The sequence below is a fragment of the Terrabacter sp. NPDC000476 genome (assembly GCF_040300125.1).
In the GTDB taxonomy this organism is placed as follows: Bacteria; Actinomycetota; Actinomycetes; order Actinomycetales; family Dermatophilaceae; genus Terrabacter.
This window is the reverse complement of the sequence record NZ_JBEPDF010000002.1, coordinates 521,696-534,614: the sequence shown is the minus strand read 5'-3', so window position 1 is coordinate 534,614 and position 12,919 is coordinate 521,696. Positions and strand designations below refer to the sequence as shown.

Here is a 12,919-nt window from a genome sequence, read left to right as displayed (position 1 = left end):
AGGGGCGAAAGTGGCAGATGCGCTCAGAGCCGGGCGGGCGGGTGTGGCACGACGACCCCGACGAGGGTGCCGACGCGCACGACCGTGCCCGCGCCGCCGGCCGTCCCCCGGTGCGGCGCCCGTGCGGCGATCCGGGTGCACTCGGCCGGTCGGCACCACCGGGGCACGAGGCCCCCGGACTCGGCCCGGATCATCATCTGCAGCGTGCCGGCCGTGATCCGCCCGCGCGCCGTGGCCCGCTCGCGCGGTGCCTGGTAGAGCACGACGAGGGGGCGCGAGCCGTCGGGACGCAGCGCCGTCGCCTCCTGCGCGAGCGCGGCGTAGCGGCGCTGCGACGCCTGGTGGTCGCCGACGTCAGCCCGCCACGTCAGGGTGCCGATGACGGCCAGTGCCGCGAGCGCAGCCACCCCGACGCGCGGCGACCAGTGGGAGCCCGCGAGCAGCAGCGCGGCCGGCAGCACGACCGCCGGCCACACCCACAGCTCGCCCCGCGGGTCGGTGACGACGCCGGTGACGAGCGTCTGGAGCGCCCCCAGCCCGACGACGAGCGCCACGGCGGCGAGCACCCGCAGCACACGCGGTCGCACCGAGCGGTCCCACAGCCCCACGGCGACCGCGACCACCCCGACGACGAGCGCGGGCCAGACGGCGACGCCGAGCCGGGCCAGCGAGCGCAGCGCCCGGAGCGTGTTGACCTTGGCGTCGTAGAGGCTCGTCAGGGGGTTCGGGCGCCGCCAGGCCGCCACGACGACGCCGGGGTGGCCGAAGGCGATCGCGTTGAGCACGTAGACGACGCCGATGCCGACGGCATACGCGAGCAGGAAGCCGAGGCCCACGAGCGCGAGCCGGCGCCACGACTGCGCGCCGAGCTGGAGGGCCACGCAGACGATCAGCACCCCGGCGACGGGCGGGTAGGTGAGCACCGCGAGCACGGTCGTTCCGAGCAGCCAGAGCGCGAGGTGCGACCGGCGCCGCGACGCCGCGGGCAGCGTCCACACGCCCGCGGCGGCCACGAGCACCGAGGGCGTCAGCGTGCCCGGCCAGTAGAAGAGGTGCACCCAGAGCACGGAGGTGAAGAGCCCGAGGCCGAGCAGCGCGTCGACCGCCCAGTGCAGCGAAGGCAGCCGGCGCCGCACGAGCCGCCAGAACCCCGCGACGAAGAGGGCGTATGCCGCCACGTACGTGAGCGCGGCGCTGACCGCCGTGCCGTGCTGGCCCACGACGAGCCACCACACCCAGTTGAGCCAGCGACCCTCGTTGAGGTTCTTCGCGTAGACGTCGGTGGCGTCGGGCGTGTGCGGCGGCAGCAGGTAGGGCCAGTCGTCGCGGCGGATGTAGGGCGTGACCGCCTGGGCGACGGCATCCGTGAGCAGGAGCGCGACGACGAGGACCCCGACGACGAGCAGCGCGCGCGGTGGCTGCCAGCCGGAGCGTGACCCACCGGCGGCGCGCACGGGTGCGCGGGGTGGGGCCGTCATCGGGGGCCTCGATCGGGTCGCGGTCGGCTGGTCCCTCCCGACGATACGCAGCGCCCACGGCAGATGGGGGCATCGGCAGCCGATGCCCAGCGCCTTGGCAGCGGGCGGTCAGCGATGCGTCGGCGTCCGAGCGTGCGGGTCAAAATTCGCAAAACGGGCACGCGGCGCGCGCCGGCGCCGTAGCGTTCCACCCGGTCTGCGGGAGGGTCTCGCGGGATAGGGGAACCTCCATGCGCAAGCGCGCCACGTACGCCGGCTTCACCACGCTCGGGATCGCCGTCGGCGTCCTCGTGTCACCTCCGGCGGTCCAGGCTGCCGTCAACTACTTCGACACGACGAAGACGGTGTCGGGCACCGGCTCGGTCGCCTGCCCCGCCGGCACGCGGATGACGGGCGGCGGCGTCGGCTCGCTGCCCGACGACTACTTCGGCTACACCAGCAGCCGGGAGTACCTGCTGACCGGCTCGATGCCGAACGCCAACGGCTGGAAGGCGACGGCGAAGCAGATCACCGGGAAGTACTCGGACGCCAACGGCTGGACGTTCCGCACGACGTCCTACTCCGCCAAGGTCTTCGCGGTCTGCGCCTCCTGAGGCGCTCAGGGTCGCGGCAGGGCGACGTCGACGAGCAGGCCGGGGTGATCGGTCGTGCCCTGCATGTCGATGACCTTGCGTGACCGCAGCACGGTGCCGGGGCTCGTCACGACGTGCTGGACGCCGCCGTCGTCGGCGCGCTGGTAGCCGGTCGGTAGGCACGACTGCACGCCGGGTGAGCCGGCGGCCGAGAGGTTGAGGTCGGCGCCGAGGACCAGCGGGATGCCCTCCTCGGCCCGGACGGCGTCGGGCACGACGTCGGTCAGGAAGTGGCGGCACTGGCGCAGCGCCACCGTCGCGTCGGTGCTCGCCGCGTGCGTCGTGCAGGCCGCGAAGCGGGTGCGCACGTCGATGCAGACCCAGACGCGCTCCTCCGGGTCGGCGGGGTCCTGCACCGGGTAGACACTGGAGCGGGGGCGCGTGTCTGTGGCTGCGGCTGCGGCCAGCGCCGACCGCGGGACGGCGACGAGCACGCCGTCGCCGAAGTCCTCGCCGTCCCGGCACGTGACGGGGCTGTGGGTCAGGCGGTTCGGGGCGGGCGCGAAGGCCGCGGCCACCGTGGTGGTCGGGTGCGCAGCGGACATCGCCCGCTCGAAGACGGTCACGTCGTCACGGCAGATCTCGTTGAGGGTGACCACGTCGGGTCGGTCGTCGTGGACGAGCCCCACGGCCAGGTCGACGGCGTCGCCGCCGGTGTAGCAGGCGGCGCGCCCGCTGTTGCAGAGGTTCAGCTGCAGCACGCGCACGGTGGTGGTGTCGCCCGGACCGGACGACGCGTGGCTCGTGCTCGCCGGGGCGCTCGCAGCCGGGTCGGCGTCGCAGGCCGAGAGGCAGCCGGCGGCGAGAAGCGCCGCGCACGCCGCGGCCGCCACCCACCGCGGGCCGTGGCCGAGCCGAACGCGCATACAGGTCATGGAACCCCCGCGGCCGCGCGACGCGCAACGGCCCCGAGCCGCAGGACGACCCGCGCTTCCCAGCCCGCCCCGAGCGGCACGGCGTACCGTCCACTCCACAGGCCGCTCCGGACCGTGGAGGTCGCGTGTCGAACAAGGTGCTCGGGTGGGCGCTCGCCACCGCGGTGCTGCTCGGCGCCTGCGGGTCGGGCGCACCGACCGCACCGAGCGCCCAGACCAGTGCACCGGCGACGGCATCCTCGGCGCCCGCCACCTCGACAGCGATCCCGTCGACCTCGTCCACCTCAACCTCCGCGCAGCCCGCAGCGGTGAGCAAGCTGCTCGTCTTCGTCGTCGAGAACCACTCGCTCGACCAGATGAGCGCGGCGATGCCCTACACGGTCGCGCTCGGCCGGAAGTTCGGTGCCGCGACGAGCTATCGGGCCGTGACGCACCCGTCGCTACCCAACTACCTGGCGATGACGGGCGGCAGCACGGCCGGCATCGTCGACGACGCCCCGCCCGCGAGCCACGCGACCGACCAGCCGTCGGTCTTCGGGCAGGCGCTCAGCGTGGGCGGGACGGCGAAGCTCTATGCCGAGGGGATGCCGGGCACCTGCGCCACCGCGAGCTCCGGGACGTATGCCGTGCGGCACAACCCGTGGGCGTACCACCTGGGCGAGCGCGCCGCGTGCAAGCAGTTCGACGTCCCGCTGATGCAGCTAAGCACGGATGCCGCCGGCGGGCAGCTGCCGAACGCGGGCATGGTCATTCCCGACGTGTGCAACGACGCCCACGACTGCGACCTGGCGACCGCGGACCGGTGGCTCAGGACGCAGGTCGAGGCCGTGATGTCCGGACCCGACTGGCGCGCAGGGCGTCTCGCGATCGTCGTGACCGCCGACGAGGACGACCGCCACCACGGCAACGTCGTGCTGACCACGGTCGCCCACCCGTCGCTGCACAGCGTCGTCGACACGACGCCGCTCGACCACTACTCGCTGGCGCGCCTCTACAGCGAGGTGCTCGGCGCGCCGCCTCTGGGCCAGGCGGCGACCGCCACCTCGATGGCTTCCACCTTCAACCTGCCTCTCGGCGGGGGCTGACGGGAGGGGCCCGGCTCGTGCGGGGTCAGGGCGTCGGGAAGTCTCTCGGCGGCCCTTCGCCGGTCTCGCCGTCGAGGTCCTCGCGGAGCAGGTCGGCGTGCCCGGTGTGGCGCGCGTACTCCTCGACGAGGTCGGCCAGCACCCGGCGCAGGCTCATCCCGTCACTCGTCGTCTGCTCCAGCCCGCCCCGGGCTAGTGCCTCGTCGAGCGACTCCCGCGAGCGGTGCACGGCCTGGGACCAGAGCGCGCGCAGCTCGTCGGGCGTGTCGTCGGCCGCCGTCGTCCAGGTCAGCTCGTCCCAGTCCTCCTCGAGGTCCAGCCGGTCGAAGGGGGCGATCGGCGGGACGCCGGCGAGGCGGTGCTGGAAGTAGAGCTCCTCGACCCAGGCCAAGTGCTTGAGGAGGCCGCCAAGGGTCACCGTCGACGCACCGAGCCTCGTGCGCATGCCGTCGGCGCCCACCCGGGCGCACTTCCAGGCGAAGGTGCGCCGGTTGCGCTCGAGAGTGATGACGGCGGTGTCGATCTCGTCGCCGCGCAGGAAGCGCTCGAGGTCCCACTGCGGTGGCTGGCCGGGCTCGAAGCCGAAGTCTCGTGTCATGCCCTCACGGTACGAACTCTCCCGGACGAGGGGCGTCCGTGATGCCGACGAGCGCTCCCTTGTGGGCCTTTCGCAAGTGTGGTTGCGTGGCGACACCGTCCCCGCCATCGGGCGAGGCACCACGACGAGGTGGTTTCGATGGGCTCGACGTACGACTACGTGATCGTTGGGGCAGGGTCGGCAGGGGCGGTGGTCGCCGCCCGCCTGACCGAGGACCGGGACGTCCGCGTGTGCCTGGTCGAGGCCGGCGGGCCGCCGCCGCCCACGGAGCTCGTGCCTGCCGCGGTCGCGAGCCTGCAGAACGACCCGACGACCGACTGGATGTTCAACGCCGACCCCGGCGGCGTCGGCAAGGGCCTCGTCGGCGGCCAGATGATGGTGCCTCGCGGCAAGATGCTCGGCGGCTCGTCGGGACTCAACTACATGGCATACGTGCGCGGCCACCCCGGTGACTTCGACGCGTGGGCGGCGGGCGGCGCGGAGGGCTGGTCGTACGAGGAGGTGCTGCCCTACTTCCGCAAGGCCGAGGGCTTCGTCAGCAGCCCCGAGCTGCAGCCCGACCTCGAGATGCACGGTGTCAACGGGCCGGTCGGGGTGTCGGTGCGCGAGCCGGTGCTGCGCGCGTCGAACGAGTTCGTCGAGGCCGCGGGCGCGGCGGGCCTCAAGCAGGGTGACTACAACGGCCGCGACCGGCTCAACCCCGAGGGGGTGGCCTCGCTCTTTCAGACGACGACGAAGGACGGCCGGCGCAGCTCGACCTTCCACGCCTATCTCGAGCCGGCGATGGACCGGGAGAACCTCACCGTCGTCACGGGCGCGCTCGTGGAGCGGGTGCTGCTCGAGGCGGACGGGGAGTCGGTGCGCGCCACCGGCGTCGCCTACCGCGCCAAGGACGGCGCCCACGAGCAGGTGGCCGCGGGCACCGAGGTGGTGCTGTGCGCGGGCGCCATCGGCTCCCCGCACCTGCTGCTGCTCTCGGGGGTCGGTGCGCGTGACGAGCTCGCCGTCGTCGGGATCGACTGCGTCGTCGACCTGCCCGACGTCGGGCGCCACCTCAAGGACCACCTGCACACCCCGCTGATGTTCGCGGCCGACGGCATCGGCGAGACGATGACCGAGGTCGCGCTGTCGCTCGGGCCGGATGCGCTGCGGGCTCCGGCCGGTCCGCTGCCGGCCGACCCCGCCGACGACGTCGACCTGCCCGAGCCGGTCGCCGCTGCCAAGGCCGAGGCGGAGCGCCGCATCGGCGAGTGGTTCACGACCGGGCGCGGCATTGCGTCATCGTCGCTCTACGACGCCGTCGCCTTCTTCTCCACGGGGCTCGGTGACGAGCACACCCATGACGCGCAGATCGGCTTCCTCGCCTGCGGCTACACGCCGGCCATCTGGGAGAGCGTCTTCCGGCTGCCGCCGACAGCGTTCTTCGACGACCCGGCATCCTTCCTCGACCCGACCCGCGGGCAGGTGGTCGTGCTGCCCAACCCCGTGCAGCCGCACTCCGAGGGTTCGGTGACGCTGGTCAGCAAGGACCCTGCCGTCCACCCGCGGATCGAGCTCAACTACTTCGCCGACCCGCACGACGTCGCGGTCATGGTCGCGGTGATGCGCCGGGCGCTGGAGATCGCCAAGGCGTGGCCCGGCGGCGGCCTGGGCGACCCGGTCATCCCGCCGCACCTGGCGCAGGCGCACGGCCACGTGGCCGGCGCCGAGCCGAGCGACGCGCTGCTCGAGGACTTCGCCCGGCACTACGCCCTGACCGTCTACCACCAGACGTCGACGTGCCGGATCGGTGACGTCGTCGACCCCCGGCTGCGGGTGCGCGGTATCGGGGCGCTGCGCGTGGCGGACGCGAGCGTCATGCCGAACGTCGTCAGCGGCAACACGAACGCCGCGGCCATCATGATCGGCGAGAAGGCTGCCGAGATGATCGCTACCGACCATGGCGTGAAGCTGCACGAGATGGTCGGCTGACGCAGTTCGAACCGACACGCAGGGACGGCAGCAGTCCTATCGACACGGAGCCCGCGCAACGCCGCGCGGCGCATAGACGCACCTCGCGACCATCGCATGATGAGCAGATAGCAGCAGAGGCGTGCGTGTCGTTGGGCCCGCATGCCAGCGGATGCTGAGGCCCGGAAGACACACGCCAGAGTTCTCGAACGCCCCCAAGAACGAGGGAATCAAGCAAGTTGCTCTGTGAATGTGTCGCCGTCGCGATAAATGAGCCCGACGTCGTAGATGTAGAGCAGACGGATGATCGCTTCACTGGGACGACCGGGAAGCAGTACAGCGATCCGGTCGTCGGGGCCTAGTTGGCTCAAGGAGCGGTAGTACATGGCTTGACCCATGCCGTGCGCAACCATGACGTCATCGTGGTGGTTCGCTTTCGCCTCAATTATCAGCTGCCGCTCCTGGTCGTACAAATCAGCTTCGCGCCCGTTGCTGAACAAGTGCTTGCGGACGTCAGGGCGGTCCAACCAGATGACGTAAGCCTCAACCAGGTCCTTCTCCAGGTCGCGCTCAAGCTCTTCGCGCTCTTCGGAAGTCAACGTCGGGTCGGAAAGCACAGTCTCGACGTCCTTGAGCAGCATCCAGTTGCGACGGACCACACGCAACCGATTGCCCTTTAGATACTTGTGCATCGCCCAGTAGACGTCACAGTGGCGGTAGCGCCCACCGAGCGCTAGAAAGCACTCGTGGATTGAGCGACTCGGTTTGTGGCCGGGGCTGGGCCAGCCGAGGGACCAAACGGCCTCTGCAACTTCATGCAATCTCGCCGGGGGAACTGGCGCGGGATCGTTGGCACCGCTTGGACGGCGAAAGTGGTCGCTCTCGTAGACGACGACGTTAGTCCATTCGAGATCGAGTTCAGCCTTCAAAAAGGCGTCTTGAACAACAGCACGGTCATGTCCGTTACCGAGATTGAGACCAAGTGCGTCGGCGATCCGCTTCGAGATGAGCTCCCAGTTCGGAAGCTCGTCGATGGCGGCCTGAACGACCCTGCTGGCAACCGCTACGCGGTGATCCATCTCTTGGCTGTAGTTAATCGGACCGTCGGGTGGGTAGGGCACCGCCATCTCATCAGCGTAGCCAGAAAAGGGATTATCTGGCCGTTGCGCCTGACCCGAACGAGAAGACGGGCTCCGGCTCGTAGCTACCGACGGCAGAGCGGCAGCCCAGAGGGCTAGAGCTGCATGGCTGGGCCAATCATGGGCGCTTCGCTGTCATGCCGTCGGATCGTCCGGTTCTCGACCCTGAGGGACACGTGCGCCCGCAGGCGGCGGTGTGATGTGGCCGCTCTCGCGGCGGTGTGACGTGGCCGCTCTCGCGGCGGTGTGACGCAAGGGTGTGCGGTTCCTCGCGTAGGAGCTGAGGGTCTGGGGCCGGTCCAAATGGGGTGCCGGTAGCGGGGTTCAGTTGGTGCCCGGACTACGTCCAGGTAGTAGAGCGGCGGACGTGGTCGAAGATGGTCTCGACCTCGTGGTCGGAGAGTACGACGGGCTGGGTTGAGGCCCACCGGTGCAGCCCACGTCGGGTGGTGACGATGACGTCTTGCGGTGGCGTGCGAATGTTGAGCCTGGCGGGGTCGACTAGGACGATCATGCTGCGTGCCTGGATCGGGCGACCGACAGCGGTGGTGAGCAGTCGGCTGGCGCGGGCCGCTTCGTGCCGGGAGTTGCGCAGGTAGGGCTGTTTGTGTCCGTTGACCATGAAGGTGTTTTTGCCGACCCAGATCGAGGCGCCGGGATGTGTCTTCGTGTTGAGGGTGAAGACGCCGGCTGGGCCGACGAGCACGTGATCGATGTCGGAGCCGCGGTTCCCGACGGGGACCGAGTGGACGTAGCGCCACGCGCCCGGTCGGGAGATGCGCCGCAGCTCGGCGGCTACGGTCTCTTCGCCGCGGGCGCCTTGGGTCCAGGCGCGGGTCTCCCGCTGGGCGGTGAGGTCGAACCACCGCGGCTCAGGCAGTTGGGAGGCGTGGTGCCAGAGCGCTTGCCCGGGATCGTTCCGGACGAGGTCGCGCCAGCCTGACTGTGGCGGGTCGACTGGGATCTTCCAGCGTGGATGGTCCAGTTGCCACTCTCGGTGGGCGGCCACGGCGCGGGAGTGCTGCCGGCGCGCTTTCCGTCGGGTGAGCCAACCGCGCAGGCCGCCCCCGGGGCTTAGTTCAGGGGGTTCAGGCTCGGTGGAGGTCTCACCGCAGCCGATGCCGTGGGTGTGGACCCAGTCGGCCAGCACGTGGTGCATCAGCTGGGTGTAGTCCGTTGACGTCGGGTGGTCGTTGCCCGTGTCGAGGTCGCGGTAGCCGGCGATGGTGCCGTCGCTGAACCAGACGTAGGCGCGGTTGATCCCTGGCTCCTGGCGCCATGAGACCTCTGCGGACAACACGCCTCGAGGATGCCTGCTCGTGAGCTCCGTGTACGCAGATCCTGAGAATTGGGACGAATCGCTCGATCGCGTTCAAGGGCAGCGGGGTCGTGCCGCAAGCCAGGGGAGCCCAAGCCCCTGACGCGGCGGAGAGACGCACTTCATTACAGCTGGGCATGGCGCCCTAGGGCGCACAGCCCTCGTTGGTGCTGCATCCATTGATCTTGAGTTAGCTCCACTCCTGCCGAATGGGGGTAGCTGGAGTTCATCGATGCGAATCGACACATTTCATGCCAGTCCTTTGCTATCAAGGACGGCGACGGTGCGCGGCGGTCGCGTGTCAGTGACAGGGGAGTTCTGATGGCTAAGCGCGGGTTCCTCGCGGAGATGCATCACCAGGCCCAGCAGGCGGAGAAGCGTCGGCGTCAGCAGGACGCGGCCGCTGCTCGTGCGCACGCTGCAGCGGTGCGCGCGGCGGAGACCGCGAGGCGGAAGGCGCAAAACGCGCGAGCCGCGGCCGCCCGTGCGTCGGCTGCCGAGCAGAAGGCAGCTGACAGGGTCGCGGCACAGTTGTATGCCGAGGCTCGTGTCGCCGAAGCCAACTCCATGAACGTGGAGCTGGCGAACGTGTACGGCGAGATCGATGGACTGCTCGCCGCAACGCTGCAGGTCGACGACTTCGTCGACTTGGAGTCTTTGAAGGTCACCTCGGTAGAGCACCCGCCGTTCAACCCAGGGCGCCTTGCAGTGCCTATCGAGCCAATGCCCGAGCTGGTTTACCCGCCGCAGCCCGAGTTTGTGGCCCCGCCGCCACCCACCGGCCTTTCCGGGGTCTTCAGCAAGAAGAAGCACCAAGGAGCTGTCGCGCAGGCGGAGGCCGATCACCGCCAGCAGACCGGCGCGTGGCAGGCACACTGCCAGAAGATGCACGATGACTACGTGGCCGAGCAGGCTCGGCGCGGTCAGGCAGAGGCGGAGCGACTCAAGGATTTGAGCGTGACCCAGCAGACGTACGAGCGCGAATGCGCGCAGCGAGAGGCGGACGCCGAGCAGCGCAATGCCGAGCTGACGAAGCTCATCAACAACCTCGCGTTCGACGTTCCCGATGCAATCGAACAATATGTCGGCGTTGTGCTATCCAACTCGGTCTACCCGGAGCACTTCCCAGTTAGCCACGACTACGCCTTCGACCTCGACTCCCGCGAGCTGACGCTCACGGTCCGCGTCCCCGAGCCAGCTGCCGTGCCTGCTGTGAAGGAGTACCGGTACGTCAAGGGCAAGGACGAGATCACCCCGAGCATGCTCCCGGTGAAGGCCCAGAAGGAGCGCTACGCGGACGCGGTCTGGCAGTGCGCGGTGCGCACCCTCCACGAGGTGTTCGAAGCCGATCGCGCCGGCAAAATCCGCACCATCGCACTCACGGTCGGCGCGGACCGCACCGCCCCGGCCACCGGACTACCGGAGACCGTGCCCCTGGCCGTGGTGTCAGCCGACCGCGACTCCTTCAGCGAGTTCGACCTTGCTCGGATCGTCCCCCATGCCACCTTGACCCACTTGGGCGCCGCACTGTCCAAGACCCCGTTCGACCTCACGCCCGCCGACACCGCGTCCGGCGTCCGGGTCCGGGGCCGGGGGTGAAGTTCAACTCCCCACCCGGCTGGCCCACACCACCCCCGGGATGGACCCCACCCGCCGGCTGGCGGCCGGACCCCTCTTGGCCCGACCCGCCTGAGGGATGGCAGCTGTGGCTGCCAGAAGAACACGAAGCGTGGCCCCTGCCCGTGCCCGAAGTGAAGGAGCCGTCCTTCGAGCGTCCCGGGTCGGAACCCTCGTCCGACGACCCTGCGGTGTCCTTGTCCGAGCCGCCTTCAGCAGGAGCGTCCTCAGCCGCAAACGCGGAGATCAGCAGACTGCGGCACCGGGTCATCGAGTTGGAAGCGGCTCTGGCCGCGACCGTTGGAGCCGCTGATGACATCGTGGAACTCAGCGACCAGCAGGTGCTCCAGGACGTGGGCATCTACCGGTACCACCATCCCTTGGAGAACGCTGCCGCCTACAGGGACCGCCTCCGTGAGTTGGAGGTGCAGGTGGACGACTTCATCAAAGGCCGGCGTGCGGTGCTGGCGGCGGACATGTTCACCTTCTCAGGCAGTCTCGCCAAGGGGCGGCGAATGGTGTCGGACTTGTCCAAGCTCATGCTCCGGGCGTACAACGCGGAAGCGGACTCATGCGTCCGGTCACTGCGCTCGGGCAACGCCGTCACGGCGACGCGCCGGCTCGACAAGGCGGTAGCAGCGATCGAGAAGCTAGGCGCGATGATGGACATGCGGATCAATCCCGAGTACCACGCCCTGCGGCTCGCTGAGATCGAGCTCACCGCGGACTACCAGATGAAGGTCCAGGAGGAGCGAGAGCGAGCTCGAGTAGAGCGCGAGCTACTGCGCGAGCAGCGGCGATCCGAGCAAGAGCTCGCTGCCGAGCGGGAACGCCTGGAGAAGGAACGAGCCCACTACGTCAGCGCGCTTGCCGCACTCCGCGCTTCCGGCGACGACGCCGCCGCAAGTGAACTGGCTGGACGACTTGGTCAGATCGACGCCGCCATCGAGGCCAACGACTACAGGACCGCGAACATCCGCGCCGGCTACGTGTACGTCATCTCTAATGTCGGCGCGTTCGGCCCGAACGTGGTCAAGATCGGCATGACACGCCGACTCGAGCCGCGCGACCGCGTTCGCGAGCTGGGCGATGCATCCGTGCCGTTCACCTATGACATTCATGCGCTGTTCTTCTCCGATGACGCGATCACCCTGGAGCACGAACTTCACAAGGAGTTCGCCGACCGGCGCGTCAACTGGGTGAATCTACGCAGGGAGTTCTTCTTTGCCACTCCCGAAGAGGTGCGGGACGTCTTGACTGTCAAAGTCGGCGGTCTGCTCGAGTTCAGGAGCGCCCCGGAAGCGGTCGAGTACTTCCAGAGCCGCGGCTCCTGGCCGGCCGTCGACTGAAGCTGCCACGCGCCGAAGTGCGTGGCGGTTTCGCGGGGCTGTGATGTGGCCGTTCTCGCGGCGGAGTGACGTGGCCGCTCTCGCGGCGGAGAGACGCGACGACGCGAAGTCATCTCTCGTGTCGGCGGCCGCAAGTACTGTCAGCCCATGCTTCGCCGACTCGATGTAAAGAGCCAGTGGCGGTCACTGGCGCCGGGCTTCTGGCCGCCCGAAGTGCCCCTCGGGCGCGCCACTGTCGTCTACGGGCACAACGGCAGTGGAAAGTCCACCCTCGCCGAGGCGCTGCTCAGCATCTCCGCTGCTGACGCAGCCACCGCCATGATCTGGGAGCGTGACGACAAACAAAGGGTCCCAATTGACGCAGGCGACGGCGGGCCTTCGCCAGCGATGGCGGTCTTCACCCGCAAGTGGGTCGAGACGAACCTGTCCGAGTTTCTCGAGGGCGAGAACGCGGACGCCATCGTCACGCTTGGCGAAGCGGCCATCGACGCCAAGGAGAAGGAGCCAAACGAGCCCTATCGAGCTGTGTACGACTTCTGTAACCGCTTCTCCCACGGGGAGGGCCATGAAACCGTGGAAGTGCTGGATGCTCGCGCTGTATTTAGCGACGTTCGGCGCTGCATGGAGTTTCTGCGATCGGTTGACGCGGACCACTTCGAAAACATGTGTAAAGCGGTGAAGATCAACCCCGTGGCGCTCACATCGTGACCCGCTCTGCGGGAAGGAAGTAACTCGTTCGTTAGACGGGCCCAAGCAGACCGGAACGCCCAGATCGGACAGGATTCCGCAAGTCGCTCACGAGTTCGGCGTCATTGAGACACCCATAGTGGGCGGGATAGGGCTAGTCGAGAGCTGCTCTTGGGATGTAGCGGAACGGC

At 69.2% G+C, this 12,919-nt stretch carries 11 protein-coding genes; 6 read left to right on the top strand and 5 right to left on the bottom strand.

Annotated elements, in window-relative coordinates; translation table 11 throughout:
- Window positions 1–23: 23 nt before the first annotated feature.
- Window positions 24–1,478, bottom strand: a complete 1,455-nt coding sequence (locus tag ABT295_RS14900; RefSeq protein WP_352395190.1) for a hypothetical protein — start codon at window positions 1,476–1,478, stop codon at window positions 24–26.
- 230 nt (window positions 1,479–1,708) lie between these two features.
- Between ABT295_RS14900 and ABT295_RS14895 the strand changes: the two genes are divergently transcribed.
- Window positions 1,709–2,071, top strand: a complete 363-nt coding sequence (locus ABT295_RS14895) for a hypothetical protein (RefSeq protein WP_352395189.1) — start codon at window positions 1,709–1,711, stop codon at window positions 2,069–2,071.
- Window positions 2,072–2,076: 5 nt separating this feature from the next.
- Here the strand turns inward: ABT295_RS14895 and ABT295_RS14890 are convergent, their stop codons facing one another.
- Window positions 2,077–2,976, bottom strand: coding sequence for a hypothetical protein (locus tag ABT295_RS14890; protein WP_352395188.1), 900 nt, complete (start codon window positions 2,974–2,976; stop codon window positions 2,077–2,079).
- A gap of 134 nt (window positions 2,977–3,110) precedes the next feature.
- On the opposite strand from ABT295_RS14890, the gene ABT295_RS14885 reads away from it, so the two are divergent.
- Entirely contained in the window at window positions 3,111–4,070 is a 960-nt protein-coding gene (locus ABT295_RS14885; RefSeq protein ID WP_352395187.1) for an alkaline phosphatase family protein, read from the top strand.
- A 25-nt stretch (window positions 4,071–4,095) separates the two neighbouring features.
- Here the strand turns inward: ABT295_RS14885 and ABT295_RS14880 are convergent, their stop codons facing one another.
- A complete protein-coding gene (locus tag ABT295_RS14880; RefSeq protein ID WP_352395186.1) occupies window positions 4,096–4,668 on the bottom strand; it encodes a mycothiol transferase in 573 nt (190 codons plus the stop codon).
- Window positions 4,669–4,806: 138 nt separating this feature from the next.
- Between ABT295_RS14880 and ABT295_RS14875 the strand changes: the two genes are divergently transcribed.
- Window positions 4,807–6,639, top strand: coding sequence for a GMC family oxidoreductase (locus ABT295_RS14875; RefSeq protein WP_352395185.1), 1,833 nt, complete (start codon window positions 4,807–4,809; stop codon window positions 6,637–6,639).
- Between the two features lie 209 nt (window positions 6,640–6,848).
- Here the strand turns inward: ABT295_RS14875 and ABT295_RS14870 are convergent, their stop codons facing one another.
- Together ABT295_RS14870 and ABT295_RS14865 are read right to left on the bottom strand one after the other, a co-directional pair.
- A complete protein-coding gene (locus ABT295_RS14870; protein WP_352395184.1) occupies window positions 6,849–7,745 on the bottom strand; it encodes a hypothetical protein in 897 nt (298 codons plus the stop codon).
- Window positions 7,746–8,097: 352 nt separating this feature from the next.
- On the bottom strand, window positions 8,098–9,057 hold the full coding sequence (locus ABT295_RS14865) for a nuclease-related domain-containing protein (RefSeq protein WP_352395183.1): 960 nt from the start codon (window positions 9,055–9,057) through the stop codon (window positions 8,098–8,100).
- 339 nt (window positions 9,058–9,396) lie between these two features.
- On the opposite strand from ABT295_RS14865, the gene ABT295_RS14860 reads away from it, so the two are divergent.
- The 3 genes from ABT295_RS14860 (at window position 9,397) to ABT295_RS14850 (ending at window position 12,749) form a co-directional block, all read left to right on the top strand.
- Window positions 9,397–10,674: a hypothetical protein gene (locus ABT295_RS14860; protein ID WP_352395182.1), complete on the top strand. Its 1,278-nt coding sequence runs from the start codon at window positions 9,397–9,399 to the stop codon at window positions 10,672–10,674.
- A 143-nt stretch (window positions 10,675–10,817) separates the two neighbouring features.
- A complete protein-coding gene (locus ABT295_RS14855) occupies window positions 10,818–12,041 on the top strand; it encodes an SNIPE associated domain-containing protein (RefSeq protein WP_352395181.1) in 1,224 nt (407 codons plus the stop codon).
- A 147-nt stretch (window positions 12,042–12,188) separates the two neighbouring features.
- Window positions 12,189–12,749 carry an AAA family ATPase gene (locus ABT295_RS14850; protein ID WP_352395180.1) on the top strand — a complete coding sequence of 187 codons (561 nt, stop codon included), beginning with the start codon at window positions 12,189–12,191 and terminating at the stop codon, window positions 12,747–12,749.
- The last annotated feature ends 170 nt before the right edge of the window (window positions 12,750–12,919 follow it).